This is a genomic window from Pseudoxanthomonas sp. CF125, from assembly GCF_900104085.1.
GTDB lineage: Bacteria > Pseudomonadota > Gammaproteobacteria > Xanthomonadales > Xanthomonadaceae > Pseudoxanthomonas_A.
This window is the reverse complement of sequence record NZ_FNLD01000004.1, coordinates 184,214-207,448: the sequence shown is the minus strand read 5'-3', so window position 1 is coordinate 207,448 and position 23,235 is coordinate 184,214. Positions and strand designations below refer to the sequence as shown.

Annotated in this window: 24 protein-coding genes; 7 read left to right on the top strand and 17 right to left on the bottom strand. The window is 63.5% G+C overall.

Annotation, left to right across the window (positions count from 1 at the left end):
• Window positions 1-144: 144 nt before the first annotated feature.
• Complete coding sequence (locus BLR66_RS18590) at window positions 145-1,668, top strand: XVIPCD domain-containing protein (RefSeq protein WP_255402777.1); 1,524 nt, start codon at window positions 145-147, stop codon at window positions 1,666-1,668.
• A gap of 25 nt (window positions 1,669-1,693) precedes the next feature.
• A complete protein-coding gene (locus BLR66_RS18585; protein ID WP_143014705.1) occupies window positions 1,694-2,563 on the top strand; it encodes a hypothetical protein in 870 nt (289 codons plus the stop codon).
• Window positions 2,564-2,733: 170 nt separating this feature from the next.
• Here the strand turns inward: BLR66_RS18585 and BLR66_RS18580 are convergent, their stop codons facing one another.
• Window positions 2,734-3,354 (bottom strand): DUF2242 domain-containing protein, encoded by a 621-nt coding sequence (locus BLR66_RS18580; RefSeq protein ID WP_093290138.1) that lies wholly within the window; start codon window positions 3,352-3,354, stop codon window positions 2,734-2,736.
• A 123-nt stretch (window positions 3,355-3,477) separates the two neighbouring features.
• On the bottom strand, window positions 3,478-3,888 hold the full coding sequence (locus BLR66_RS18575; RefSeq protein ID WP_093290137.1) for a VOC family protein: 411 nt from the start codon (window positions 3,886-3,888) through the stop codon (window positions 3,478-3,480).
• A 226-nt stretch (window positions 3,889-4,114) separates the two neighbouring features.
• Between BLR66_RS18575 and BLR66_RS18570 the strand changes: the two genes are divergently transcribed.
• The gene (locus BLR66_RS18570; protein ID WP_093290136.1) at window positions 4,115-4,591 is read left to right on the top strand and encodes an MgtC/SapB family protein; all 477 of its coding nucleotides are present in this window, start codon (window positions 4,115-4,117) and stop codon (window positions 4,589-4,591) included.
• 144 nt (window positions 4,592-4,735) lie between these two features.
• Here BLR66_RS18570 and BLR66_RS18565 read toward each other — a convergent pair whose 3' ends face one another.
• The 5 genes from BLR66_RS18565 to BLR66_RS18545 all read right to left on the bottom strand — a co-directional run bounded on the left by BLR66_RS18565 (window position 4,736) and on the right by BLR66_RS18545 (window position 9,301).
• Window positions 4,736-5,467 (bottom strand): hypothetical protein, encoded by a 732-nt coding sequence (locus tag BLR66_RS18565; protein WP_093290135.1) that lies wholly within the window; start codon window positions 5,465-5,467, stop codon window positions 4,736-4,738.
• A gap of 91 nt (window positions 5,468-5,558) precedes the next feature.
• Window positions 5,559-6,119 carry a hypothetical protein gene (locus BLR66_RS18560; protein WP_093290134.1) on the bottom strand — a complete coding sequence of 187 codons (561 nt, stop codon included), beginning with the start codon at window positions 6,117-6,119 and terminating at the stop codon, window positions 5,559-5,561.
• Window positions 6,120-6,336: 217 nt separating this feature from the next.
• Complete coding sequence (locus tag BLR66_RS18555) at window positions 6,337-6,780, bottom strand: DUF695 domain-containing protein (protein ID WP_093290133.1); 444 nt, start codon at window positions 6,778-6,780, stop codon at window positions 6,337-6,339.
• A gap of 201 nt (window positions 6,781-6,981) precedes the next feature.
• A complete protein-coding gene (locus BLR66_RS18550) occupies window positions 6,982-8,016 on the bottom strand; it encodes an NADP-dependent oxidoreductase (RefSeq protein WP_093290132.1) in 1,035 nt (344 codons plus the stop codon).
• A 37-nt stretch (window positions 8,017-8,053) separates the two neighbouring features.
• A complete protein-coding gene (locus BLR66_RS18545) occupies window positions 8,054-9,301 on the bottom strand; it encodes an MFS transporter (RefSeq protein WP_093290131.1) in 1,248 nt (415 codons plus the stop codon).
• A 74-nt stretch (window positions 9,302-9,375) separates the two neighbouring features.
• On the opposite strand from BLR66_RS18545, the gene BLR66_RS18540 reads away from it, so the two are divergent.
• From BLR66_RS18540 to BLR66_RS18525, 4 genes are all read left to right on the top strand, one after another.
• Window positions 9,376-10,401 (top strand): AraC family transcriptional regulator, encoded by a 1,026-nt coding sequence (locus tag BLR66_RS18540; RefSeq protein ID WP_093290130.1) that lies wholly within the window; start codon window positions 9,376-9,378, stop codon window positions 10,399-10,401.
• A 535-nt stretch (window positions 10,402-10,936) separates the two neighbouring features.
• Window positions 10,937-11,173, top strand: coding sequence for an XAC0095 family protein (locus BLR66_RS19060; protein WP_143014704.1), 237 nt, complete (start codon window positions 10,937-10,939; stop codon window positions 11,171-11,173).
• A 152-nt stretch (window positions 11,174-11,325) separates the two neighbouring features.
• Window positions 11,326-11,838: a DUF2975 domain-containing protein gene (locus BLR66_RS18530; protein ID WP_176943965.1), complete on the top strand. Its 513-nt coding sequence runs from the start codon at window positions 11,326-11,328 to the stop codon at window positions 11,836-11,838.
• 1 nt (window position 11,839) lies between these two features.
• Complete coding sequence (locus tag BLR66_RS18525) at window positions 11,840-12,079, top strand: helix-turn-helix domain-containing protein (RefSeq protein WP_093290127.1); 240 nt, start codon at window positions 11,840-11,842, stop codon at window positions 12,077-12,079.
• Between the two features lie 90 nt (window positions 12,080-12,169).
• On the opposite strand, the gene BLR66_RS19465 is transcribed toward BLR66_RS18525, so the two are convergent.
• From BLR66_RS19465 to ftsH, 10 genes are all read right to left on the bottom strand, one after another.
• Window positions 12,170-12,295 (bottom strand): hypothetical protein, encoded by a 126-nt coding sequence (locus BLR66_RS19465; protein WP_255402776.1) that lies wholly within the window; start codon window positions 12,293-12,295, stop codon window positions 12,170-12,172.
• On the bottom strand, window positions 12,279-12,902 hold the full coding sequence (locus tag BLR66_RS18520) for a transcriptional regulator (protein WP_093290126.1): 624 nt from the start codon (window positions 12,900-12,902) through the stop codon (window positions 12,279-12,281). Before BLR66_RS18520 ends, BLR66_RS19465 begins: the two co-directional genes overlap by 17 nt.
• Before the next feature lie 154 nt (window positions 12,903-13,056).
• Window positions 13,057-14,349 carry an adenylosuccinate synthase gene (locus BLR66_RS18515; protein ID WP_093290125.1) on the bottom strand — a complete coding sequence of 431 codons (1,293 nt, stop codon included), beginning with the start codon at window positions 14,347-14,349 and terminating at the stop codon, window positions 13,057-13,059.
• A 415-nt stretch (window positions 14,350-14,764) separates the two neighbouring features.
• The gene (locus tag BLR66_RS18510; protein ID WP_093290124.1) at window positions 14,765-15,628 is read right to left on the bottom strand and encodes a protease modulator HflC; all 864 of its coding nucleotides are present in this window, start codon (window positions 15,626-15,628) and stop codon (window positions 14,765-14,767) included.
• Window positions 15,625-16,755: an FtsH protease activity modulator HflK gene (gene hflK, locus BLR66_RS18505; protein ID WP_093290123.1), complete on the bottom strand. Its 1,131-nt coding sequence runs from the start codon at window positions 16,753-16,755 to the stop codon at window positions 15,625-15,627. Before hflK ends, BLR66_RS18510 begins: the two co-directional genes overlap by 4 nt.
• A gap of 226 nt (window positions 16,756-16,981) precedes the next feature.
• Window positions 16,982-18,304, bottom strand: coding sequence for a ribosome rescue GTPase HflX (gene hflX / locus BLR66_RS18500; protein ID WP_093290122.1), 1,323 nt, complete (start codon window positions 18,302-18,304; stop codon window positions 16,982-16,984).
• Window positions 18,305-18,880: 576 nt separating this feature from the next.
• The gene (gene hfq / locus BLR66_RS18495) at window positions 18,881-19,159 is read right to left on the bottom strand and encodes an RNA chaperone Hfq (protein ID WP_093290121.1); all 279 of its coding nucleotides are present in this window, start codon (window positions 19,157-19,159) and stop codon (window positions 18,881-18,883) included.
• A gap of 114 nt (window positions 19,160-19,273) precedes the next feature.
• Entirely contained in the window at window positions 19,274-20,242 is a 969-nt protein-coding gene (miaA, locus tag BLR66_RS18490; RefSeq protein WP_093290120.1) for a tRNA (adenosine(37)-N6)-dimethylallyltransferase MiaA, read from the bottom strand.
• Window positions 20,242-21,141 carry a dihydropteroate synthase gene (folP, locus tag BLR66_RS18485; protein ID WP_093290119.1) on the bottom strand — a complete coding sequence of 300 codons (900 nt, stop codon included), beginning with the start codon at window positions 21,139-21,141 and terminating at the stop codon, window positions 20,242-20,244. The genes miaA and folP overlap by 1 nt, the downstream gene beginning before the upstream one ends.
• 179 nt (window positions 21,142-21,320) lie before the next feature.
• Window positions 21,321-23,234, bottom strand: coding sequence for an ATP-dependent zinc metalloprotease FtsH (ftsH, locus tag BLR66_RS18480; protein WP_176943964.1), 1,914 nt, complete (start codon window positions 23,232-23,234; stop codon window positions 21,321-21,323).
• Window position 23,235: the final 1 nt, after the last annotated feature.

Below are 23,235 nucleotides of genomic sequence, written 5' to 3'. Positions count from 1 at the left end.
TACATTTGTGAGTTGACGCCACTAAAAAATCAGGGTTAGCGTGGAGGGCAACACGCGCGAGGTTTTTTCGCTCGGACGACGAATGCGCGAGCAGTGCCCGCCTTCAGGTCATGAAGACAACTTACAAGGAAAAGGAAATTTCCCATGCCAGAGCTTGATATTGATGCCTCCGCCCGTGAAGTGGCCGACCTTCTGAACCAGGGCCAGATCCGCCAAGCAGCCGAACGACTCGAAACACTGCGCCAGAATCAGGCCTTGGTGGTGCAGGAATCGCTCGATCGTTTGGTCGCGGTACGCGCCCGTGATCGACTGACTGCGCCTGGCGTGATCGCTGCCGACGAACGTGTCGGCCCTATAGTGGAACGGCTGCGCACTGCCACCGCTTCGCCCCGTTTCCCCGCCGAAACCGAAACCCGGGATCTTTCCCAGGCCCAACTGCATGACGTGTACGGCAGCATGGTGGCCAGTCGCGGCAACCAGGCCGCGCGCGACTCCCTGGACACGAACAATGAGCGCGTGATTCTCGGGCTCCGCAATGAGACCCAGACCACCGTCCGCCATGGAGTTGGAGCCTACGACGACCGCTTGGTTGTGGTCTGGAAAGATCACCTCGGCGTACGGCATGCGCGTGAGTTCAACGAGGCCAATACGGAGCCGAGCGCGCAATACGATCACCACGCAGGCAGCGACGGCACTCGCCGCTATGCCGAGGGAGGCCAGAATGCGCCTCCGCTGGAAAGGTCGCTGGGCTACGAACAGGTATCACGCCGGAAGATCGAAGGCGAAGACGTCAACCGCGATGGCGTGCGTGATCTGGGCAGGCTTGGCGAGGGAACGACGGAAATGCTGGCAACGACCCACCCGGCCTATGCACGCGGGCGACAAAACGGTACTGAATTCGCCCTGCGTCCCAGCCCCGAAGCAGTAACGGACGGCACGAGGCGTGTGCAACGCGATAGCAATGCCGACGGCTGGTTCACCGCTGCCGATGTGAACGGTGTGCAGGATTTGAACAACACCTTCAAGATCCATCGCGGTAGCGGTGGCGAAAGCCGCAACACCGATTCCGCAGGTTGCCAGACGATCCGCGGCGGTCAATATGATGAATTCATTGCGGAAGTCCGCCGCAATCCACAACAGGACCGCTGGCAGTACGTGCTGACCTCGGTCGGCGCCGGACAGCAACCACAACAGGAGCGAGCATTGCCTAACGAAGGCCAGCCGCCCTTGCCCCAACCCCCTGAAGCCGCACGTCCATTGCCGCCACGCCGTCCTGATGATCCGGAGCATACCGACCATGGCCTGCATCGGCAGATCCAGGATCGCGTCGGCGCACTGGGTCCGGGCTTCCACGAAAACCGCGAACAACTGTCGATGAGTCTGCTGGCCGAAGCGAAAGCGCGAGGCCTTTCGCAGGTGGACCACTTGTTTCCCAACCACGCCACTGCAACCTTGAAACCGGGCGAGCACTTGTTCCTGGTGCAAGGGCGGCCCAACGACCCGGCTGCGCAGCGCGCGATGGTGAATACTGCCGCTGCCAGCAACACGCCGGTGGAGGAAAGTCTGTCCCGAATCGAGAGCCTTAACCAAGCGGTGGCGAGTACTACCGTGATCGATCAACAGAACCGCAATGTCACGCAGGATACGCCCAGCATCCGCCTGGGTTAGCTCCTACCCACAAGGAAGAATATCCATGCGCATCCACTCTCTATTGTTGCCACTGTTGCTCCTGGCGAGTTGCACCAGCGTGCCGGCACCCATTGCACATGCAACCGACACCGAATCGTTGCCCGGTTTGGCCGGACCGCGACTTTGGAAGAGTAAGTACATACCCGCAACGGAAGCCATCTCTCGTTTCCTGCTGTCACTGCCCACGCAAGATGTCCTCGCGTCTCCGGCATTGAGGCAGCGTTATTTGCAGGGCAAAGTGTTGGTGCAGGAACTCCCTGGCCAGGGAGATGGCCGGGATTATCTGGTGGTCGATAAAAATGGATCTTGGTACGGTTTCTGGATCCGTAGCTTCCACGGCGCCAGGCCAGAACTCACCGGCTATCTGGTCCAGGTGCGGGGGCTGTGCGCCGATCTCAAAGCAACGACTCCGACAGGCACGCCATTGGCGGCAGCAGCCGAACGCCAGTGCAGCACGGCAGGTCCTCCCTGGGAGTTCGATTCGGGAATGCGCGCCTACCGCGTGATCGAGGGGCAGCCACCGGAAGATGTGACCGCCAGTATCGCGCCGGATCCCGCCGTCTCATCCAAGGCCATGCTCGAGCAATATGCATCGGTAGGCGCCAGCGGTGTCTTCGCCGACGAACATAATCTAGACCAGGTGCCGGTCTTCCGCTGGGTGGTTGAGTTCGATCCGGAGCAAACGTCGATGTCACCGGATCCGCCCATATTCAACGGTGGCCATAACGCCCATGCCGGCTTCATAGTCTGGAATGGCGAACGATTCGAGCGCAGGACTACAGTGCCGCGTGCGCTGTGGCCGTGCAGAGCGGCAGGCCATCCTGTGGAGTGCCCTCCCCGATCGCCCAATGGTGATCCATTCGTTACCGACTGAGGCGTGAGCCTTTATTTGCCTCAAGGAACCATCGGCAGCGATGCGCTGGTGACCTCGCTGTCGCTACCGCGAAACGCTGCACCAGCTCCTCGCAATGCGGTGATAGGGCGGCTCTCCAGCCCGTGAAGGTAGCCATGCGGCGGGCTTGAGCCCGCCCTATGAGCCACTTCTCACTGTTTCGGCGTGACCGGATCGGGCGGGCCTTCCGGTTCTGGCGGGGGCGGTGCGTTGGTCGGGGTGCCGGGCAGGTAGAACGTCACGCGGTCGAACAGGCGGCGGTAGAAATCCTGGTTCTGCACGGTATTGCTGCCCACCCGCACCAGGTTGGCATTGCTGGTGCCGATCGGCAGCGACACCGAGCCGATCATGCTCACGCCGACGCTGGCCGAATTGGACTGCGACTTGAGGGCGTAAAGGTCCTGCACGGCGTTGATGAAGACGAGGGAACCACCGTCGGACTTCGGCACGCAGGTGGTGAGCACCTTGAGCTGGGTGTGCACATCGGCCTGGGGCTGGAAGTTCTTGATCGCCTCCACCGCGCCTGGGGACATCTTGCCGATCACATAGCCCTGCCCCAGCAAAGCGCGCCGTGTGGCTTCGCAGGCAGTGGGCGGCGGCACCTCATAGCTGCGCGAATAGGTGTCGTCGGCACCGAAGGTCTCGCCCAAGGGCGCCGGCTCTTCTTTTTTTGTCTGGCTCGAGCCACAGGCGGTCAGCGATGCCGCCAGGACCAGGGCGAGCGTGATGGATCGGGTAAACAGGTTGGCGGAAGGCATGTTGGCGGGGGACATGAGAGAAATATCCGATATTCCAGGTCCGCCCGAGTGTAGCCACCGCGTGTGCAAGGCAGCTGAACACGGCGTCACCTCAAAACAGGTGAAATGACGCCGTTTTCACGCGGTTCGCCCCGCTTGTCACTCGCCGGTGGGAATGGCGGCCGGGTCCATCCAGAAGGCTCCCCAGACGTGGCCGTCGGGGTCGGCCACGTCGCGGCCGTACATGAAACCGAGGTCCTGTATCGGATTGATATCGCCGGTTCCGCCATTGGCTGCGGCAGCGGCGTTGAAGGCATCGACGGCGTCGCGGTCGTCGAAGGAAAGCGCGTTGGACACTTCGCTGTGGGTGTTGGGTGGTATGGGACGGGTGGTGAAGGTCTTCCACTTTTCGTGGGTCAACAGCATGACGTGGATGGTGTCGCTCAAGACCATGCAGGCGGCGGTGGCGTCGGTGAAGTGCGGGTTGTTGTGGAAACCCAGGGCTTCGTAGAACTTCATAGAGGCGGCAAGGTCGGTAACGGGAAGGTTGACGAAGATCATGCGTGGCATGGGTGCAGTCCTTGTTGGTGGTTGGATATACCGGCGACGAGCGACAGGGGTGGAAATCGACAAGTGCGTGGCACGCCGTGCGTAACCGATACGGGAGCCGGGGCGCTGCGCTTATCCGGGCTGCGCTGGCTGGCCGGACACGTACCCCTAACGGCGGGCCGCAGACAATCCAGGGTCACGCGGGCCTTGCGGGCTTGCGCCGCTCACTATTGATGGGAGGTCTTGCATGAGTGTGACCGCAGAGATCGGACAGGCGCTGGCCAGGGAGTTCGCTTTGCCGGATGCGGGCACCACTACGGTAATCGTGGTGCGGCTGCTTACGGCCACGGTGTTGGGCGGGATGTTGGGGCTCGAGCGGGAGAGCAAGGGACGCGCGGCCGGGTTGAAGACGCACATGCTGGTGTCGATAGGGTCGGCGTTGTTCGTAATGGCGCCGTTGTTGTCGGGGATCTCTCCGGGGGATGTGACGCGGGTGATGCAAGGCATTGTGTCGGGCATCGGTTTTCTGGGGGCCGGGGCGATCATCAAGCTGGAACGGGATGAGCGTATCGAGGGGCTCACCACGGCGGCGGGCATCTGGATGGTCTCTGCGGTGGGCATGGCCGCCGGCATGGGCATGGAGGTCATGGCCCTGGCCACCACGCTGATTGGGTTGGCGGTGGTCAACACTATTCCCAGGATCATGCGGAATGAGGAGCAGTAGGTAGCGATTGGCTAGTCTCCCGTAAGGTTCACGGAGCCTGTCCCGTGCTTTGTACGAGATACGGGGGCGGGCCCTGGCCCGCCGAATGGAATCGCTATTGCCGCATGCGGCGGGCTTGAGCCCGCCCTATGGGCTCTATGGGATCTACAGCGGCAGGAACGTGTACACCGCGTCGTACGGGTATCTGCCGTTGGTGCGTTCGGAATGGACATGCAGGCCATCGTCCTTCAAGGCGCCCTCCATCTTGAACGCGCCGAACGCGGCTTTGAGTCGCGCGCTGAATGCATTTTCGCCGGGCTTGTAAGTGCCTTTGACGACGAAGGCATCGCCGGCGATGAAGGTGTCCATCACCGCACGCGCCGGGAAGCGTCCGCCGATGCTTTGCCAGAGGACTTTGCCATCGGCGGTGAAGCACAGGTAGCTCCAGCTTTTGTCCATCTTGGATTCGTAGACGCCGTCGAAGCGGACGCCGGATTCGCACTGGGTGGGTGCGCCGGGCTCAGGGGCAGCCATCGCCGGAACGCCGGCTTCGCTGCCGTCGGCGAGATACAGCACATGGCCTTCCGGGTCGAAGACATGCACGCCGTGATGCTTGGCGATCGCGCGCAGATGCTGCAGTCGCTCGGCGTCGAACTCGCTGAGTTCGAATGTCATCTCTAGCATCGATCCCGCGGGCCGGTTGTGCTGGAAGTCTTCATGCCAGACGACGCCCTTCGATCCATCCTCCGGCCAGGTCTGCAACAGGCGCACGAAGAAGGTGGCGATGCGCGCGGTCGGCGCGTCCTTGCTGTCTTGCCATTTTTCGACGAAATCCGCGGCCGCATCCGCGTCCTTCATTTGCGGGGCATCAATCGCGTACAGAATTGCTTCGCTCATCGCTACTCCTGACAGACATAGGGCGGGCCCCGGCCCGCCGAATGAAATAGTTATTGCCGCATGCGGAGGGCTTGAGCCCGCCCTACGAGATCTAAGCTGAGCCGGGAAGCGGTTTCGGTTTTAATGAATTGTTAGGCATTGTCGCCATGCATTTGTCTTTGAACAACTCCAAAGGGATATCCCCCAAGCCCCGAATGCGATCGCCAGCATACGTCGCAGACATGCGCATTTCTGCGGGAGATCCAACGAAGAAGACAATGACTCCGTCGCCACGGTCAGACCCCGCGCCTGCGTAATAGCTGGCGGGAGCATACTCATCGCCAATGTTGTAGTGGAGCTCAACGCCAGAGCCCTTCTTCAAGAACTCCCTGATTACAGCCTTGACCTTGCCGCCAGAGGCTGGTTCGTAGCGGATCAATGCAATAACGCTTGCCGCCTTGATCTGTTCCTCCAACGTAAGTTCGTTAAAATCAGGGTGCTCTTGGCCGGTGCCGGGCCATGGCTTGCTATTCACAGGGCGCTCTTCATTCGTTTGAATCTTGCTAGACACAAATGCGGGCATTGCAATGAATGTGTATAGGAAGAAAACGAGCAAGAACGAAATACCGAATCCGGCACCGAAAACGATCCCCTCTAAGAACTTCTTCGTCACGATCTATCCTCAACGCCTAACTACGACTAGACCCCAAAAGTGAGGCATAGCGCGGATTGTGGGTGTGGCCTGGGAAGTCCGTCAATCAGCTCGTTGGATAGGTTGGGCCGAAGGCGATGCGCCTCATCTTGCAGAGAAACATAGGGCGGGCCCTGGCCCGCCGAATGGAATCGTTACTGCCGCATGCGGCGGGCTTGAGCCCGCCCTATGGGGACTGTTAGGCAAAGCCGAAGTCCGTTGCGTAGCCATTGAATAACCGCCACGCCGGATCGTCATGCCGTTTCCAAGCGAGACTCTCTTGTGGGAAGCGGGCCGCAATGCCACTCATGAAGTTGTCTGTGTCGAATGTCGATGCAAGGTAGACGTAGTAGGTACGCTTGCCGGCGAATGTTTCAACCAGGGCAACAAGGCCGTCTGTTTCATCCCGGAAAGAGTCGGTCAAAGCGGCATCCAGTGGCGCAAGCGTGTCGTTGTAGTCGGCCTCCGGAAGGCCGTTGTCTTTCACTTGGGAAAGTTGGTGCTTAACGGCAAGAAGAACAGGGTACTTGGGACGGAGCGACTCGAACTCCGCGACCCGGACATCCGGCCGGCGGAAGTAGATCGGGAAGCCCTCGTGCTCAGTGTTGGCAGTGAGCCAGGTTCTTTGCTTTTGAATGATCATGTGAATTTAGACTGCCTAACGCCCGATACAGCCGACCCGCAGCGGGGCGGCGACTGAGTACGAATATAGCCGAAGGCATACACTCAGGCACCGCCCTGATGTGGGCCCGGCTTGAATGAGCCCGCCCCATGAGTTCTGGTGATCGTAAATTACCCGGAGATCGGAGAGCTCCTCCGTTGATATGCCATGGGTATCGCTGCCTCACCTCGAGGCGACATCCACAATGAGCTTGCCGAAATTCCTGCCCTCAAGCAGTCCAATGAAGGCAGCCGGCGCTTGCTCCAATCCATCGGCCCGGTCCTCGCGCAGTTTTACCCGGCCCGTGTCGAGCCACTGCCCCATGTCGCAACGGAACTGCTCGAAACGATCGGCGTAGTGGTCGAGAATGATGAAGCCCTGCACGCGGACGCGCTTCTGCAACACGGTGGCCAGCAACTGCGGCCGCAGATCCTCGCGGGAAGATGGCGATGATGCGTTGTAGTGCGCGATGAAGCCGCAAACGGGCACGCGTGCGCCCAGGTTGAGCAGTGGAAGCACTGCGTCCAGCACCTCGCCGCCGACATTTTCGAAGTACACGTCGATGCCACCTGGGCACGCTGCGGCGAGCCGGTCCTGCAGCCGTCCTTCGCGACGATCGAGGCAAGCGTCGAAACCCAGTTCTTCGACGGCGTAGCGGCATTTGTCGGCGCCACCGGCAATCCCGACCACACGAGCGCCCTTGAGCTTGGCCAACTGCCCGACCACAGCACCGACTGCGCCGGTCGCCGCAGCGACGACCACCGTGTCGCCAGGGCTAGGCTGGCCGATGTCCAGCAACCCGACGTACGCGGTGAAACCCGGCATCCCCAGACCTCCCAGGGCCAGCGACGGCTGGCCCATGTCGTCCAGCGGTTGCAGATCGGATCCGTCCGATAGGGCGTAGTCCTGCCATCCCGCGCTGGCAAGCACGATCTGGCCCTCGCGAAAGCGGGGATTGCGCGAGGCGACGATACGACTGACCGTGCCGCCCACCATCGGCTCGCCCAGCGGCACCGGCGGCGCGTAACCTGGGCCGACTTCGTCCATCAGGTTGCGCATGTAGGGATCGAGCGACAGGTGCAGCGTACGCAGCAGCACCTGGCCATCGGCGGGCGCGGGAATCGGTTGTGTATCAAGCCGGAAATCCTGCAGCGTCGGCAAACCTTTCGGGTGCGCGGCGAGAAGGATGCGGCGATTGAGCTTGGCGTCGGGGTTCATGCGCTTTCCTTGCATCAATCAGTTTGGTTTGCGTCGATCAGTCGGCGGGAAGTTCGGACGGCGACACCGCACTTGCTTGCGCCCTCGCCGCGTTCGGGCCATAACGCAGCGTAAGCAACGTTCCCAGCATCATCGCGACGACGGCGAACAGCGGGCCCCCGGAAGCGCCGATGTGGTCGACCAGCAGTCCACCACCGATGGCGCCGGTGGCGATGGCGATTTGGAATGCCGCGACCAATAGGCCGCCGGCGCCTTCGGCCTGATCGGGGGCGGCGCGCGCGATCCATATCTGAAAACCGACCGGGAATGCACCGAAGGAGAAGCCCCACAGCACCACTGCAACGGCGGTGACCGCGGACGAGTGGCCCGCCAGCAGCAGGCTGGCCGCCAACACCGCGATCAGCGTGCCGCCGAAAACGATGGCATGGCGCTCGCTGCGTCCGGCGATGTATCCGCCGACGAAATTACCGAAGAACCCGCCGATGCCGTAACCCAGCAGGATCATCGAGATGGCGCTCACCGATAGCCCGGCGATGTTTTCCATCAATGGGCGAATGTAGGTGAAGCCGGCGAAGTGGCCCGAGATCACCAGTAGCACGGCCAGTAACGCCATGCGCACGGCGGGACGCGTCAAAAGTTCGCCGAGCACACGCAGATTGGGATTGGCCTTGGGCGGTAGCGCCGGCAGCGAAAACAACTGGGCCATCAAGGTGATCGCGCTGACCACACCTGCAGCGACGAATGCGCTGCGCCACCCCCACAACTCGCCCATCCAGGCGCCTATCGGTGCGGCGCAGACGGTGGCGACGGAAACACCGGTCAGGATCAGCGACATCGCCCGTGCGAACTGATGTTCTGGCACCAGGCGCATGGCCAAAGCCGCCGCCATCGACCAGAACCCGCCCAGCGCGACGCCCAGCACCACCCGGGCGATGAGCAAGGTGGACAGGCTGCCCGCCATGGCCGCCAGGCCATTGGACAGCACCAGCAGCAAGGTCAGCGCGATCATCACGTGCTTGCGATCGATGCGACGCGTCAGCAAGGGAAGGGAAGGCGCGGCGATGGCAGCGATCAGCGCTGTGGCAGTGACGGTCTGACCTGCGACGCCCTCGCTCACCGACAGGTCGGAGGCCATGGCGGTCAACAGACTGGCTGGCAGGAATTCGGCGGTGACCAGGCCGAACACGCCCAAGGCCAGAGAGACGACGGCGCTCCAGCGTGGCGTGTCAGTGGTGTCGGGAAGAAGAGGAAGATCAGTGCATTCGGAGCAGGCGGTAGAGGACACGGGGGGTCGCTTGGTTGAACCGGGCCGGCAGTTTGGCGTTATCCTTTCGGCGTTTCCATGCCGAAAATACCGAAATGCTTGTCAATTTGTCCGACTCCTTGCCCGATCCTGGCACCGGTCTCACCTCGCCAGGCCCGCACGACATGCTTACCCAGGTGTTGCTGGGGCTGCGGTTGGAGGGCGTCGAATACGGTCGCTGCCTGATGCAGGCGCCGTGGGCGGTCGCCTTTCCTGCCGGTCGTGAAGCCCGTTTCCACTTCGTCGCCCAAGGAGGCTGCTGGCTGCGCACGGCATCCTCGGAGTGGATGCGGCTGGAACCCGGGGACGCGGTGTTGTTGCCGCACGGCAGCTTCCATGTCCTGGCCAGCGCACCCGAGGTACCGACCACCGTAGACATCGGCCGACTGGCTCGCGTGCCGGTTGCCGAAAACATCTATCTGGTGCGGAGCGAGGCTGCCGGCAGCGATGCGGCGCTGCCCAGCGTCATGTTCTGCGGTTCGATGCGCTTCAACCTGGATCCGCTGCACCCGCTGCTGGCGATGATGCCGGAGGTGATGCACGCCGGTGCTTTGGTCAAGCGCGATCCGACCGTCCCCGGCCTGCTGGAGGCGATGGAGCGCGAGGTGTCGCTGGACCGGATCGGCGCTTGCGGCATTCTGGCTCGATTGGCGGACGTGCTGGCCGCCAGCATCATCCGTGCATGGGTGGAATGCGGCTGCAGCGATTCGACGGGCTGGATTGCGGCTGTGCAATGTCCGCGGATCGGCAAGGTCATGGCCGCCATCCATGCCGAGCCGGAGCGCGACTGGAACGTGCCGGTGCTGGCCGAACTGATGGGCGCTTCGCGCTCGACCTTCGCCGATGCGTTTACCCGCACGGTTGGCGAGAGTCCCGCCAAATACGTGGCCAAGGTGAAGATGTTCCAGGCCCGCCGTTGGATCGCACAGGAAGGCATGCGCATCACTGTCGCCGCCCATCGGCTGGGCTACGACTCCGAGGCTTCGTTCAGTCGAGCCTTCAAGCGCGTCATTGGCCAGTCGCCCAGCGCGGTGCGTACCGAACAGATGCAGCACCGCAGCACGCCCCGCCTCGCGGATTGAGCGCCAGGATACGGAGCATTGCAGTCCGGCCCATCGACCATTGGATCCGCGTTCCAACGCAGTCCGTCGATAGCACTTGGGATGAATCAAAACCAGACGCGCGAGGCGTTGTCTACTAAAACAACAGTGACGGCCAGGGTTTCAGAGAACGGCGACTCCGTGGCTATTGGCCAAAATCACCATGACCTGGGCAAGCGCAGCGCACTCAGGGAGCGTGGTGTTCAAGTGTCTCTCTGGTTCCCTGACATTGCTTGATCCAAGGAGGGTCCCGGCAAGTGCGGCAATCGCTACAGCTCGCAGGATAGGTTGAGCCAGCCTAGAAACTCCCCACACAGCGGTACCCACCTCCGAAACACCGGTGGGTTTTTTATGCCTGCAGTATTGGGCATGACCGGCGCAGACTTCTGCGTCGGGAGTGGGCTAATAAAAGACCCGTGAGGGGAATATGCCCGCCGTCTGTGTGCGGTTTCTAGCCTCCCGACATCCCGCCTGCCCCTAGCAAGCGGGCGTACCCACGGACCGGAGTACCGCCACCATGCCCAAGCCCCGTCGCACCGCCATGCCCTCCCCCGGCTACCTGCTGCCCGAAGAAGCCCACCAACAACTGCAGTGCCTCTGCCAACACCTGCACCTGCTGGCCGAACTCAGCCAACCGGAAATCCTCAACCCCGACCATCTGATCCTGCCGCGTGCTGGCTTGGCTCATTGCTTCAGCCAACTAGCGGAGGCTGCGGATCGGATTGTGGCTGGGGCTGCTTTTCGGTCGGCGTAGTTTTCCGGCTGGTCTTGGCCGGGGGATCAGGCGAAGAGCACCCCTCCCCGGCCCTCCCCTGCTTTCGCAAGGGAGGGGGCTAAGCCGGCACGCTTGCATATTGTATTTCGATGTGCTTAATATCGATTAACGATATCACCGGAGGCCGTGCCATGACCCGTACCAGCGCCCAAGCCCTCGCCGTTGCCCGGCCCGTCATCCAAGGCCTGATCCTCCTCAATGCCCTCTACGCCCTGGTCATCGCCGCCCTGCTGATCTGGAGCTTCTTCATAGAAGGCTGGCCGCAACGGCCGCTCGGCTTCGACATGACCAACGCCCACCCGCTGGTGGGCCAGGGACTGCGCGCCATCGTCTTCATCGGCCTGGTCGGCGCCGCCATCGTCCACACCATCCTGCGTCGGTTGCTGGCCATCGTCGACACCGTGCGCGGCGGCGACCCCTTCATCCTGCAGAACGCCCAACGCCTGACCGCCATCGCCTGGAGCATCGCAGCGCTCGAAGGACTGCGACTGATCGTCGCAGCGATTGCGGCGGCGGTGTGGGAACCGGGAAAGGTCGACGCATTCTCGTTCGCCGCATGGCTGGCGGTGCTGCTGATGTTCGTACTGGCCGGCGTGTTCGCCCACGGCGCAAGCATGCGCGCCGACCTTGAAGGCACGGTGTGACATGGCGATTTTGGTACGCCTGGACGAAAAACTGCACGAACGGCGCATGACGCTGACCGAATTAGCTGCGCGCGTGGACATCACTGTCGCCAACCTGTCGATACTCAAGACCGGCAAGGCCAAGGCGATTCGTTTTTCTACGCTTGAGGCGATTTGCGTTGTGTTGGATTGCCAGCCGGGGGAGTTGTTGGAGTTTCGGCGGGAGGATCAGGGGGATGAGGCGATTGCTGCGGAGGCGTGAAGAGTGACAAAGAAAAAGCCCCGCGTTGCGGGGCTTTCTAAAAGAGAATGCACGGAGCTTTTCAAACACCCCAGCCTGCACTCTTCCCACTCATGCCCGAATCATCGCATCGCGCAGCTTGACGGCCACTGCCTCACAGGCAGCGATCATATCCACCACCGGCTCCGCCGCCAACGGTCTTCCCAGTCCCACCAGATTCTCAAGTGCCGAGGTCATCCCTTCCTCCTATCAGCCAAAGTTTGGGCTGCTCCAATACACGCGTGATAAACGAATTTCCCGCTTTCACGCGCTTGTCGAACTCCGCACGCGAGTACAGCGTGGGATTGACCTCGCGCCCTATCCGCTCATTGAAGGCATGCAGTGCCAGCACGACATCCGCATATCCCAGCGTATCGGAGAGGATCATCAGGTCGATATCGCTGACGGCGGTATCGCTGCGCTTGGCCACCGACCCGTACACGAACGCAGCGATAATTTGATCGGCCAGCGGCGCCAATGCCTCACGCAGCGGTTCGGTCAGGCCCACCGTCTTCTGCATGATGGCGACCAATTCCGCATGGATGGGTGCAGCGGGATTGGCTTGATAGTGTTTCTGGTTGCCGCTGCGTCGCATGCTCAACAGGCCACTGTCGGCAAGCTTCGCCAGTTCGCGTTGCACGGCGCCGGAGCCGGCGCTGGTGGCGGCGATCAGCTCGCTGACGGTGAAGCTGCGATGCGGTTGCCCGAACAACAGCCCCAGCACCCGCTGCTGGGTCTGGGTGAATAGCGCATCGGCCAAGCCGACCGGCTTGGGGGAGTGAGTGTCGGATCGGCTTATACCCATATTGGGCACGATAATGCCCAATATGGGTATTTGCAAGCAGAGGGTGCGTGCTGGAGTTTGCGCCAAGAGCGCCCTCACCCGGCCGTTGGCCACCCTCTCCCGTAAACGGGAGAGGGGTTATCCCGGGAGAGGGTTATCGCATCGGCTCAATGGATCAGGCGAACGGATCCTGCAGCACCATCGTGTGGTCGCGGTCCGGGCCCGTGCTGACGATGGACAGCGGGCAGCCGGCCAGTTCTTCCAGCGCGCGCAGGTAGGCGCGGGCGGCGGCGGGCAGCTTGTCCCACTCGGTGACGCCGTGGGTGTTCTCTTCCCAGCCCGGGAATTCCAGATACACCGGCGTGCACTCTTCCCAGCCCTGCGCGTCCAGCGGCGCGTATTCGGTGCGCTTGCCGTGGTACTCGTAGGCGATGCAGATCTTCAGCTTCTCCATGCCGTCCAGCACGTCCAGCTTGGTGATGCACAGGCCGCTGATGCCGTTGATGGCCACCGCGCGCTTGAGCGCCACGATGTCGATCCAGCCGCAGCGGCGCGGACGGCCGGTGGTGGCGCCGAATTCCTGGCCCTTGGCGCGGATCAGTTCGCCGATCTCATCGTTCAACTCGGTCGGGAACGGGCCGCCGCCCACGCGCGTCGCATACGCCTTGCAGATGCCCAGCACGTAGTCGATGGCATCGGCGCCCACGCCGGTGCCGGCCAGCGCGCCGCCGACGGTGGTGTTGCTGGAAGTGACATAGGGATAAGTGCCATGGTCGATGTCCAGCAGCGAGCCTTGCGCGCCTTCGAACATCACCCGCTTACCCTGCTTGCGCAGGTCGTGCAGGATGCCGGCCACGTCGGACTTCATGGGCTGCACGTATTCGCCGAAGGCCAGGGCTTCGTCCAGGGTCTGCTGGAAATCCACCGGGTCGGTGTTGAGGTATTTGGTGAGCACGAAGTTGTGGTAATCCAACGCCACGCGCAGCAGTTCGGCCAGCTGCTGCGGGTAATGCAGGTCGGCGATGCGGATGCCGCGGCGCGCCACCTTGTCTTCGTAGGCCGGGCCGATGCCGCGGCCGGTGGTGCCGATGGCCTTGCCGCCGGCCTTGATTTCGCGGGCCTGATCCAGGGCGATGTGGTACGGCATGATCAGCGGCGCGGCCGGGGAGATCTTCAGGCGCGAACGCACTTCCACGCCGTTGGCTTCCAGCTCGCCGATTTCCTTCATCAGCGCGGCCGGGGAAATGACCACGCCGTTGCCGATCAGGCACAGCGCGTCGGCGCGCAGGATGCCGGAGGGGATGAGGTGCAGCACGGTCTTCTTGCCGTTGATGACCAGGGTGTGGCCGGCGTTGTGGCCGCCCTGGAAGCGCACCACGGCGCCGATTTCCTCGGTGAGCAGATCGACGATCTTGCCCTTGCCTTCATCGCCCCACTGGGCACCGAGAACGACGACTGACTGACCCATGATTAGCTCCAGAACCTTGTAGGAGCGGCGTAAGCCGCGACCGTGAATCTTCCGCACAGGAAGGAATGTGGCGCCGACGCAGGTCGCAGCTTACGCAGCTCCTACAACCGCAGACGCAGAAAAAGCCGGAGGGGAAGCACTCGTTCAGAGCAGCCCCATCCGGCTTTTGTGCATTATCCGGGTTTTGGGGGACGGGGGCTACCCTGCTCTCCTTCCCGCTGCCGATTGGTCCCCTCTCCCGCTATCGATTGATCCCCTCTCCCGCTTCGCGGGAGAGGGTGGCCGGAGGCCGGGTGAGGGCTCGGCTTTTGATTTTGAGAACCGGAAGCAAGATCAAGAGCTGCCCCCATCCGCCCTACGGGCACCTTCCCCCGTAAACGGGGGAAGGGTTCTTCGCCATAAATGACAGATTGAGTCAGCGATCGCTTTTCATGTACTGCAGGAACGGATCGTCCTTGTCCAGCACGATCACGCTGTTGCCGTCCGAGAACGACGTGCGGTAGGCCTCCAGGCTGCGCTGGAAGGCATAGAACGACGGGTCGCGGTTGGCGGCTTCGGCGTAGATGCGGGCGGCTTCGGCGTCGCCCTCGCCTTTCAGCTTCTGCGAATCGCGTTCGGCTTCGGCCACCAGCACCACCTGGTCGCGGTCGGCGGCGGCGCGGATGGTACGGGCCTGTTCCTCGCCTTCGGCGCGCAGCTTGCTGGCCACCTGCATGCGCTGGGCGCGCATGCGCTCGTAGACCTGCTTGATGACTTCGCTGTCGGTGGGCAGGTCGATCTGCTTCAGGCGGATGTCGGTGATGTGCATGCCCAGCGTGCCGGCGCCTTCGTTGATGGCGGTGAGCTGCTTGGTCACGATTTCGTTGCGGTCGCCGGACACCAGCTGCTGCAGGGTGCGCGAGTTGATCTCGTTGCGCAGCGAGTCGGTGATGATGGGCGCCAGACGTTCGTTGGCGGTCTTTTCCTCGCCGCCGGTGGCGCGGTAGAAAGCGCGCACGTCGGAGATGTAGCCCACGGCGAAGAAGTCGACGCTGACGTCCTTGCGCTCCAGGGTCAGGTAGCGCTCCGGCGCGGTTTCCAGGATCTGGAAGCGGCGGTCGAACACGCGCGCGGTTTCCACCAGCGGCACCTTGAAATGCAGGCCGGGCTTGATGTCGGCGCGGACCACCCGGCCCAGGTTCAACACCAGCGCGGTCTGGTCCTCGCGGACCACGTAGACCGAACCCAGCAGGCCGAACAGGATGACCGCTGCGATGGCGGCGTAAAGGGAAGCTTTCATCGTTCGACCTCCTCACGGCCGGTGGGTCGCGCGGGACGTTCGCTCGAGCTGGAAGGCGCCGTGCTTTGCACGGCGGGCATCACCGCTTCATTGGGCAGCAGGGCGGGCGCGGGCGCCGCCGGAGCGCCGTTCTGCGCAGGCATCGGCACGTAGATCAATTGCTTGCCGTCGCCGCCGACCACTTTGCGGTTCTGGGCCAGCACGCTCTGCACGGTTTCCAGCCACAGGCGCTTGCGGGTGACCTCGGGCGCGGACTTGTACTGTTCCTGCAGCAGGCTGAAGCGGGCGGCGTCGCCGGTGGCGCGGGCCACGGCGGCGGTCTTGTAGCCGTCGGCGGTGGTGCGCCGGCGCGCGGCTTCGCCGCGGGCTTCGGGCACGACCTTGGCGGCGTAGGCCTGGGCCTGGTTGACCAGGCTTTCGCGGACCTGCTGGGCGCTGTTGACCTCGTCGAAGGCCGGTTGCACTTCGGTGGGCGGGCGGGCGTCGGGCAGGTTCAGCTCGGTCACCACCAGGCCGGTGCGATAGGCGTCCAGCGAGTGCTGCAGGCGCTCCTTGGCGGAACTGCCCAGCGGGCCACGCACGCCCAGCACGGTATCCAGGTCGGAACGGCCGACCTGTTCGCGCACGGCGCTCTGGGCGGCCTGCTTGAGCACTTCGTCGGCGTTGCGCGAACCGAACAGGTACAGGCGCGGATCGCTGATGCGGTACTGCACGTTGAGCGAGACGGTGACGATGTTCTCGTCCTTGGTCAGCACCGGCACGGTATTGCTGAAGGTCTTGATTTCGGTGGCGTTGACCTTGGTGACGCTTTCGATGGGCCAGGGCCACTTGAAGTTGGGGCCGGGCTGCATGATGCGGGCGAACTGGCCGAAGCGCAGGACCACGCCGCGCTGCTGTTCGCCGATCAGCTGGAAGCTGCTGAATACCAGCAGCAGGGCCAGGCCGATAACGACCCAGCGCAGCGGGTTGCCGCCGCTGCCGTCGAACATGCCGCGCAAGCGGTCGAGCAGGCCGTTCAGATCGTTGCCGCCGCCCTTGTTGCCTTTCGGTTTCCAAGGGTTGGGCCTGGGCTTTTCGCCGTCGCCGTTCGATCCGTTGCTACTGCTGCCAGGGGTGTTCCAGGCCATGCCTACTCCACGATTGATGATGAGCGCAGGCCGGGGCCGTTGCGGTTCCGATTCTACTAGATAGGGCCTTACAGTCCGGCAGACAAGCGTAGGGCGGGTTTTAACCCGCCATTGCCATCCTTCCGGTCGACGCGATATTGGTTCGAAGCCGCCCGTCGTGTCGCATGGCCGCCTCGATTGGGGACGTCGGTGACGGGAAGATGGCAATGGCGGGTTAAAACCCGCCCTACGCCATCCATTCCTCGCGGGCCGGTTCCGGCAATAGCGCCTCCAGCGGCGCGCCGCCGGCCTGCACCGCCAGGCGCTGGGCGTCGGCGAGCGAGAGATCGACTTGCAAATGCCAGCCGTCCTCGTCGTGGGTTTCGGCGCGCACCGCGCCCAGGGCGTGCAGGCGTGAACGCAGGCGTTCGGAATGCGCGGCCGGAAGGTGCAGCGGGCCCTGGATGCGCACCAGCGACAGGCGCTGGGCCAGCGTCTCTTCCAGCAATTCCAGACCCAGCGCGTCGCGGGCGGACAGCCAGACGCGTTCGCGGCCTTCGCCGGGCTGGTCCAGGCGCGGCTGCGCGCCTTCGATCCGATCTATTTTGTTGTAGATCAGCACTTGCGGAATATCGCCGGCGCCGATTTCCTGCAGCACCGAATCGACCTGGGCAATGCGGTCTTCGCGCAGCGGGTCGGCGGCGTCGATGACGTGCAGCAGCAGGTCGGCCTCGCGCGCTTCGGACAGGGTGGAACGGAATGCGGCGACCAGTTCGTGCGGTAGGTCGCGCACGAAGCCGACCGTGTCCGACAGCATGATGCCGCCGCCGCGCAGATTGACCCGGCGCACGGTGGGGTCGAGCGTGGCGAACAGCTTGTCGGCCGCATAGGCGTCCGAGCCGGTCATGGCGTTGAACAGGGTGGATTTGCCGGCGTTGGTGTAGCCCACCAGGGCCACGCGCGGCATTTCGCTGCGCACGCGGGCGCGGCGCATCTGGGTCTGCTGCACTTCGACTTTTTCCAGGCGCTTCTGCAGCTGGTCGACGCGTTTCTGCAGCAGGCGGCGGTCGGTTTCCAACTGGGTTTCGCCGGGACCGCGCAGGCCGATGGAACCGCCCCGCTGGCGCTCAAGGTGGGTCCAGCCGCGCACCAGTCGGGTGGCCATGTGCTGCAGCTGGGCCAGTTCGACCTGTAGCTTGCCTTCGAAGCTGCGGGCGCGCTGGGCGAAAATGTCCAGGATCAGCCCGGTGCGGTCCAGCACGCGGCGCTCCAGGAATTTCTCCAGGTTGCGCTCCTGGCCGGGCGACAGCGAATGGTTGACCAGGATCAGATCGGCGCCAGTGGCGTCGGCCGCGGCCTTCACCTCATCCAGCTTGCCGCTGCCGATATAGGTCGAAGGACTGGGCTTATCCACGCGCGCGGTGATCACCGCGGCGATGGACGCGCCGGCGGAACGGGCCAGGTCGGCGAATTCCTCCTGCGCCCCATCATCGGGCGAACTCCCGCCCGAACCCGAGCGCATGGGCTGTATCAACAGGGCGTGCTCGCCCTTTCTGGATCTTTCGAACATGGGACAAGTGTGGGGGCGAAACGTCGGAATACAAAGGGCTGGGGCTGGTCTTGCTTCAGATTTGGCTTTTTACCCTTCCCGTGAGGAGCGGCAAGCGAGGTGGGTAAACCCCGCAGGGGCGGCGCACAAGGATGTGCGCCGTTTTTGGAGCAGCAGGATGCTGCTTCCAAAAATTCCCGCCTCGCTTGCGGACCCCACGGCTTCATCGTGGGGCGCGACGTTAGGGCGGCTTTCTTTTGGTTACTTTTCTTTGCCGTTCAAAGAAAAGTGACTCGCGCAAAGCGCGGCTTTTAACAGCCGAACGGCTGGTCAACGCTTTTGCACTTCACAAGCCAAAAGCAAAGTCGCTGGGTCCCCGCCTTCGCGGGGATGACGAGAGAAGCGAGATCAAGAGCACCCCTCCTCAATCCTCTCCTGCGCTGCGCGCGAGGGAGGTGGCAGAAGCAAACGCAGGAGCAGGAGCAAAGGCGAGATCAAGACGGATCCCAGCTTTCGCTGGGATGACCTCGGTAATTTTGATGACGTCAGAAAGAATCGGGACGCTACGAATCAGATCGCTATGGAGAAACCAGCCACCTACTCGTTCTCGTCGCCGCCTTCCTCGCCACCGTCTTCATTGCCCTGCACATAACCGCCGCCCGGCCCCACGCGCACATTGCGCGCCGGCACCACCGTGGAAATGGCGTGCTTGTAGACCATCTGGCTGACCGTATTGCGCAGCAACACCACGAACTGATCGAACGACTCGATGGTGCCCTGCAACTTGATGCCGTTGACCAGGTAGACCGAAACCGGCACCCGCTCGCGCCGCAACGCATTCAGGAAAGGATCCTGCAAGGATTGCCCCTTGGACATTTCTAACTCCCGCCTATTTCTATAGGTGTTGTTTTTATTGGTCCGGGACGGCGCACAGCTCCCCTGCCGCAAACCCGGAAACCCGATGTTACACAACATCGGGCGATTGACCAGCTACCCAGTGCGCAGATTCGAGGGCAGGAACAGGGCCAGGGCGGCTTCAAGGGCCTGGCGGTCGGCCAGAGGATCGAACCAGCGCGCATCCCGTTCGCCGCGCAGCCAGGTGAGTTGGCGCTTGGCCAGCTGGCGGGTGGCGAAGATGGCGCGGTCGCGGAATTCGGCTTCCGCAATGGCGCCGTCCAGATATTCCCAGGCTTGCCGGTAGCCGACGGCACGGATCGCCGGCAGGTCCAGCGGCTTGTCGACCGCCTGCAGTTGCGGCAGATCGCGCAAACGATTGACCTCCTCCAGGAAGCCGGCCGCGAGCATCGCATCGAAACGCGACTCGATGCGCTGATGGAGCACGGCGCGGTCGCGCGGCGCCAGCACCAGTTTGAGCACCCGGAACGGCAGGCGGTCGCGCGCGGGCATCGCCTGCCATTGGCTGATGGGTTTGCCGCTGAGGCGGAACACTTCCAGCGCGCGCTGGATGCGCTGCGGATCGGTGGCTTTGATCTTCGCTGCGGCGCGTGGGTCGACCTGGGCCAGTTCTGCATGCAGCGCCGGCCAGCCTTTTTCGGCCGCTTCGCTGGCGATGGTTGCGCGGATCGCCGGATCGGCTTCGGGCATCGGCGCCAAGCCTTCCAGCAACGCCTGGAAATACAACCCGGTGCCGCCGGCCAGGATCGGGATCCTGCCACGCGCTGCAATCGTCTCCAGCGCGGCGCGTGCGTCGGCAGCGAACTCCGCCGCCGAGTAGGGCTGCCACGGCTCGCGCACATCGATCAGGTGGTGCGGCACGGCGGCCAGCATGGCCGCCTCCGGTTTGGCCGCGCCGATATCCAGACCGCGATAGACCAGGGCCGAATCGACGCTGACGATTTCCCCCTGCAGGCGCTGCGCCCATTCCATCGCCAGCGCGGTCTTGCCCGAGGCGGTGGGGCCCATCAGGGCGATGGCTATCGGCCGGCGATCGGCCGCCATCAATCGTCGTCCGGCCAGCGGATCGTGGCGGCCTGGGCTTTGCCGCGCGGCATGGGAACGGCGGCGACCGCATTCCACACTTTCAGTGCATCGACGGTCTGCGCAACGTCATGCACGCGCAGGATCGACGCGCTGCGCTGGGCGGCGATGAGATGGGCAGCGACCGAGGCGGAGACGCGATCCTGCGCGGCGTCGCGCCCGGTGATCTCGCCCAGTGTGCGTTTGCGCGAAAGCCCGGCGAGCACGGGCACGCCCAGTTCGGTGAAACGTTGCAGCTGCGCGAGCAGCGACAGGTTGTGTTGGGTGTTCTTGCCGAAGCCGAAACCTGGATCGACGATGAGGTTCTTCTTGGAGATGCCGGACATTTCGGCGGCGAACAGACGTTCGGCCAGGAAGCGATGCACGTCGCCGACCACATCGTCGTAATCGGGCGCCTGCTGCATTGAGCGCGGTTCGCCCCGCATGTGCATCAGCACCACGGGCACGCCCAGCGCGGCCGCGGCCTCCAGCGCGCCTTCGCGGCGCAAGGCGTAGACGTCGTTGATCATGCCCGCACCCGCCGCGACCGCGGCACGCATCACTTCGGGCTTGGAGGTGTCGATGCTGATCGGCAGCGAAGTCTGTTTGGCCAGCCGCTCGATTACCGGGATGACACGGCGCAGCTCTTCTTCGACGGAAACCTCTTCCGCGCCTGGCCGTGTGGATTCGCCGCCGATGTCGAGCAGGTCGGCGCCCTCTTCCACCAATTTCAATGCATGCGCCACCGCCGCTTCCGCCGTGACGTGCGCGCCGCCGTCGGAGAAGGAATCAGGGGTAACGTTGACGATGCCCATCACCTGCGGGCGGTCGAGCCTGATCAAGCGGCCTGCGCAGTCGAGTTGGGGCGTGGTATCGAACATGGGATGAGCCAACCTGAAAAGACGGTTAGTGTAGGGCCGCGCCGGCTGCATCGTAGGTCGGGGCTACGCCCCCGACGCGCGACCATGCATCAAGCGTGTCGGGGGCGTAGCCCCGACCTACAAAAAAGGCCAGAACGAACTCTGGCCTTTTCGGTATCGCACGACAAGCAGCGTTCGCATCAGGTCTGCGCGGCCGGCCCACCAATTGGCGGCAGCGGCATCACTTCGCCCTTGTCGGTCTTGGTCCAGCCGGCCGGCGGCGGCGGCTCGCGGCCTTCCATGATGGCGTCGATCTGCGGCACGTCGATGGTCTCGTACAGCATCAGCGTCTCGGCCATCGCATGCAGCTTGTCGATGTTCTCGGTCAGGATCTTGGTGGTGCGCGCGTAGGCCTTGTCCAGGATGGTGCGCACCACTTCGTCGATCTTGCGCGCGGTGTCGTCGGAGACGTTCTTGTGCTGGCTCACCGAACGGCCCAGGAACACTTCCTCTTCCTCTTCCGCGTAGGTGATCGGGCCCAGTTCCTCGGACAGACCCCACTTGGTGACCATGTTGCGGGCCATCTTGGTGGCGCGCTCGATGTCGTTGGAGGCGCCGGTGGTGACCTTGTCGGCGCCGAAGATCAGTTCTTCGGCCACGCGGCCGCCGTACAGCGTCGCCAGACGGCTCTCGATGCCGGTGCGGTTGATGCTGTACTTGTCGCCTTCGGGCAGGTACACGGTCACGCCCAGCGCGCGGTCGCGCGGGATGATGGTGACCTTGTAGACCGGGTCGTGCTCGGGCACCAGGCGGCCGACGATGGCGTGGCCTGACTCGTGGTAGGCGGTGTTGCGCTTCTCTTCCTCGCTCATGGCCAGCGAGCGGCGCTCGGTGCCCATGATGATCTTGTCGCGGGCGCGGTCGAAGTGCTCCATGCGCACTTCCTTGCCGCTTTCGCGCGCAGCGAACAGCGCCGCTTCGTTGCACAGGTTCGCAAGATCCGCACCGGAGAAACCGGGCGTGCCGCGGGCGATCACCATCGGCACCACGTCGTCGGCTAGCGGCAGCTTGCGCATATGCACGCGCAGGATCTGTTCGCGGCCCTTCACGTCGGGCAGGCCGACCACGACCTGACGGTCGAAACGGCCCGGACGCAGCAACGCCGGGTCGAGCACGTCGGGACGGTTGGTCGCGGCGATCACGATCACGCCTTCGCCGCCTTCGAAACCGTCCATCTCCACCAGCAACTGGTTGAGGGTCTGCTCGCGCTCGTCATGACCGCCGCCCAGGCCGGCGCCGCGATGGCGGCCGACCGCGTCGATCTCGTCGATGAAGATGATGCACGGCGCGTGCTTCTTGGCCTGATCGAACATGTCGCGCACGCGGCTGGCGCCGACGCCGACGAACATCTCGACGAAATCCGAACCGGAGATGCTGAAGAACGGCACCCTGGCTTCGCCTGCGATGGCCTTGGCCAGCAGCGTCTTGCCGGTACCCGGCTGGCCGACCATCAGCACGCCGCGCGGAATCTTGCCGCCCAGCTTCTGGAACTTACCCGGATCGCGCAGGAATTCGACCAGCTCGCTCACTTCTTCCTTGGCCTCGTCGCAACCGGCCACGTCGGCGAAAGTCACCTTGATCTGATCGTCGCCCTGCAGCTTGGCGCGCGACTTGCCGAAGGACATGGCGCCCTTGGCGCCGCCGCCGCCGCCCTGCATCTGCCGCATCATGAAGATCCAGAAACCGATGATGAGCAGCACCGGCAGGAAGGTCATCAGGATCGAGCCCAGGGACAGGCCGCTGGCCGGCTTCTCGCGGGTGATGGCGACGTTCTTCTTCACCAGCATGTTGACTAGGTAGTTGTCCTGCGGCCCGTACACCGTTCCGGCGGTGCCGTCGGTGCGCTTGTACTGGATCGCGTTGGTGACCAGGTTGCTGTCGTTGGTGAAATTCACCGATGCCACCGAACCGTTGTCCACTTCCTGCAGGAACTGCGAATAATTGGTTTCGGCACCCGCGGCGTTGCCCAGCTTCGGCGAAAAACTCTGGAACACCACCATCAGCACGACGGCGACGACTACCCACAGCAGCAGATTCTTGCTCAAGCCGTTCATC

Bases quoted from the DNA above. Each gene is read 5' to 3' on its own strand.
- ftsH (WP_176943964.1), bottom strand. From the start codon at position 23,234: ATGAACGGCTTGAGCAAGAATCTGCTGCTGTGGGTAGTCGTCGCCGTC.
- hflX (WP_093290122.1), bottom strand. From the start codon at position 18,304: ATGTTCGAAAGATCCAGAAAGGGCGAGCACGCCCTGTTGATACAGCCC.
- BLR66_RS18530 (WP_176943965.1), top strand. From the start codon at position 11,326: ATGACCCGTACCAGCGCCCAAGCCCTCGCCGTTGCCCGGCCCGTCATC.
- BLR66_RS18510 (WP_093290124.1), bottom strand. From the start codon at position 15,628: ATGAAAGCTTCCCTTTACGCCGCCATCGCAGCGGTCATCCTGTTCGGC.
- BLR66_RS19465 (WP_255402776.1), bottom strand. From the start codon at position 12,295: ATGACCTCGGCACTTGAGAATCTGGTGGGACTGGGAAGACCGTTGGCG.
- BLR66_RS18525 (WP_093290127.1), top strand. From the start codon at position 11,840: ATGGCGATTTTGGTACGCCTGGACGAAAAACTGCACGAACGGCGCATG.
- BLR66_RS18590 (WP_255402777.1), top strand. From the start codon at position 145: ATGCCAGAGCTTGATATTGATGCCTCCGCCCGTGAAGTGGCCGACCTT.
- BLR66_RS19060 (WP_143014704.1), top strand. From the start codon at position 10,937: ATGCCCAAGCCCCGTCGCACCGCCATGCCCTCCCCCGGCTACCTGCTG.
- BLR66_RS18580 (WP_093290138.1), bottom strand. From the start codon at position 3,354: ATGTCCCCCGCCAACATGCCTTCCGCCAACCTGTTTACCCGATCCATC.
- BLR66_RS18570 (WP_093290136.1), top strand. From the start codon at position 4,115: ATGAGTGTGACCGCAGAGATCGGACAGGCGCTGGCCAGGGAGTTCGCT.
- miaA (WP_093290120.1), bottom strand. From the start codon at position 20,242: ATGGCGGCCGATCGCCGGCCGATAGCCATCGCCCTGATGGGCCCCACC.
- BLR66_RS18540 (WP_093290130.1), top strand. From the start codon at position 9,376: ATGCTTGTCAATTTGTCCGACTCCTTGCCCGATCCTGGCACCGGTCTC.
- hfq (WP_093290121.1), bottom strand. From the start codon at position 19,159: ATGTCCAAGGGGCAATCCTTGCAGGATCCTTTCCTGAATGCGTTGCGG.
- folP (WP_093290119.1), bottom strand. From the start codon at position 21,141: ATGTTCGATACCACGCCCCAACTCGACTGCGCAGGCCGCTTGATCAGG.
- hflK (WP_093290123.1), bottom strand. From the start codon at position 16,755: ATGGCCTGGAACACCCCTGGCAGCAGTAGCAACGGATCGAACGGCGAC.
- BLR66_RS18515 (WP_093290125.1), bottom strand. From the start codon at position 14,349: ATGGGTCAGTCAGTCGTCGTTCTCGGTGCCCAGTGGGGCGATGAAGGC.
- BLR66_RS18575 (WP_093290137.1), bottom strand. From the start codon at position 3,888: ATGCCACGCATGATCTTCGTCAACCTTCCCGTTACCGACCTTGCCGCC.
- BLR66_RS18555 (WP_093290133.1), bottom strand. From the start codon at position 6,780: ATGATCATTCAAAAGCAAAGAACCTGGCTCACTGCCAACACTGAGCAC.
- BLR66_RS18565 (WP_093290135.1), bottom strand. From the start codon at position 5,467: ATGAGCGAAGCAATTCTGTACGCGATTGATGCCCCGCAAATGAAGGAC.
- BLR66_RS18520 (WP_093290126.1), bottom strand. From the start codon at position 12,902: ATGGGTATAAGCCGATCCGACACTCACTCCCCCAAGCCGGTCGGCTTG.
- BLR66_RS18550 (WP_093290132.1), bottom strand. From the start codon at position 8,016: ATGAACCCCGACGCCAAGCTCAATCGCCGCATCCTTCTCGCCGCGCAC.
- BLR66_RS18585 (WP_143014705.1), top strand. From the start codon at position 1,694: ATGCGCATCCACTCTCTATTGTTGCCACTGTTGCTCCTGGCGAGTTGC.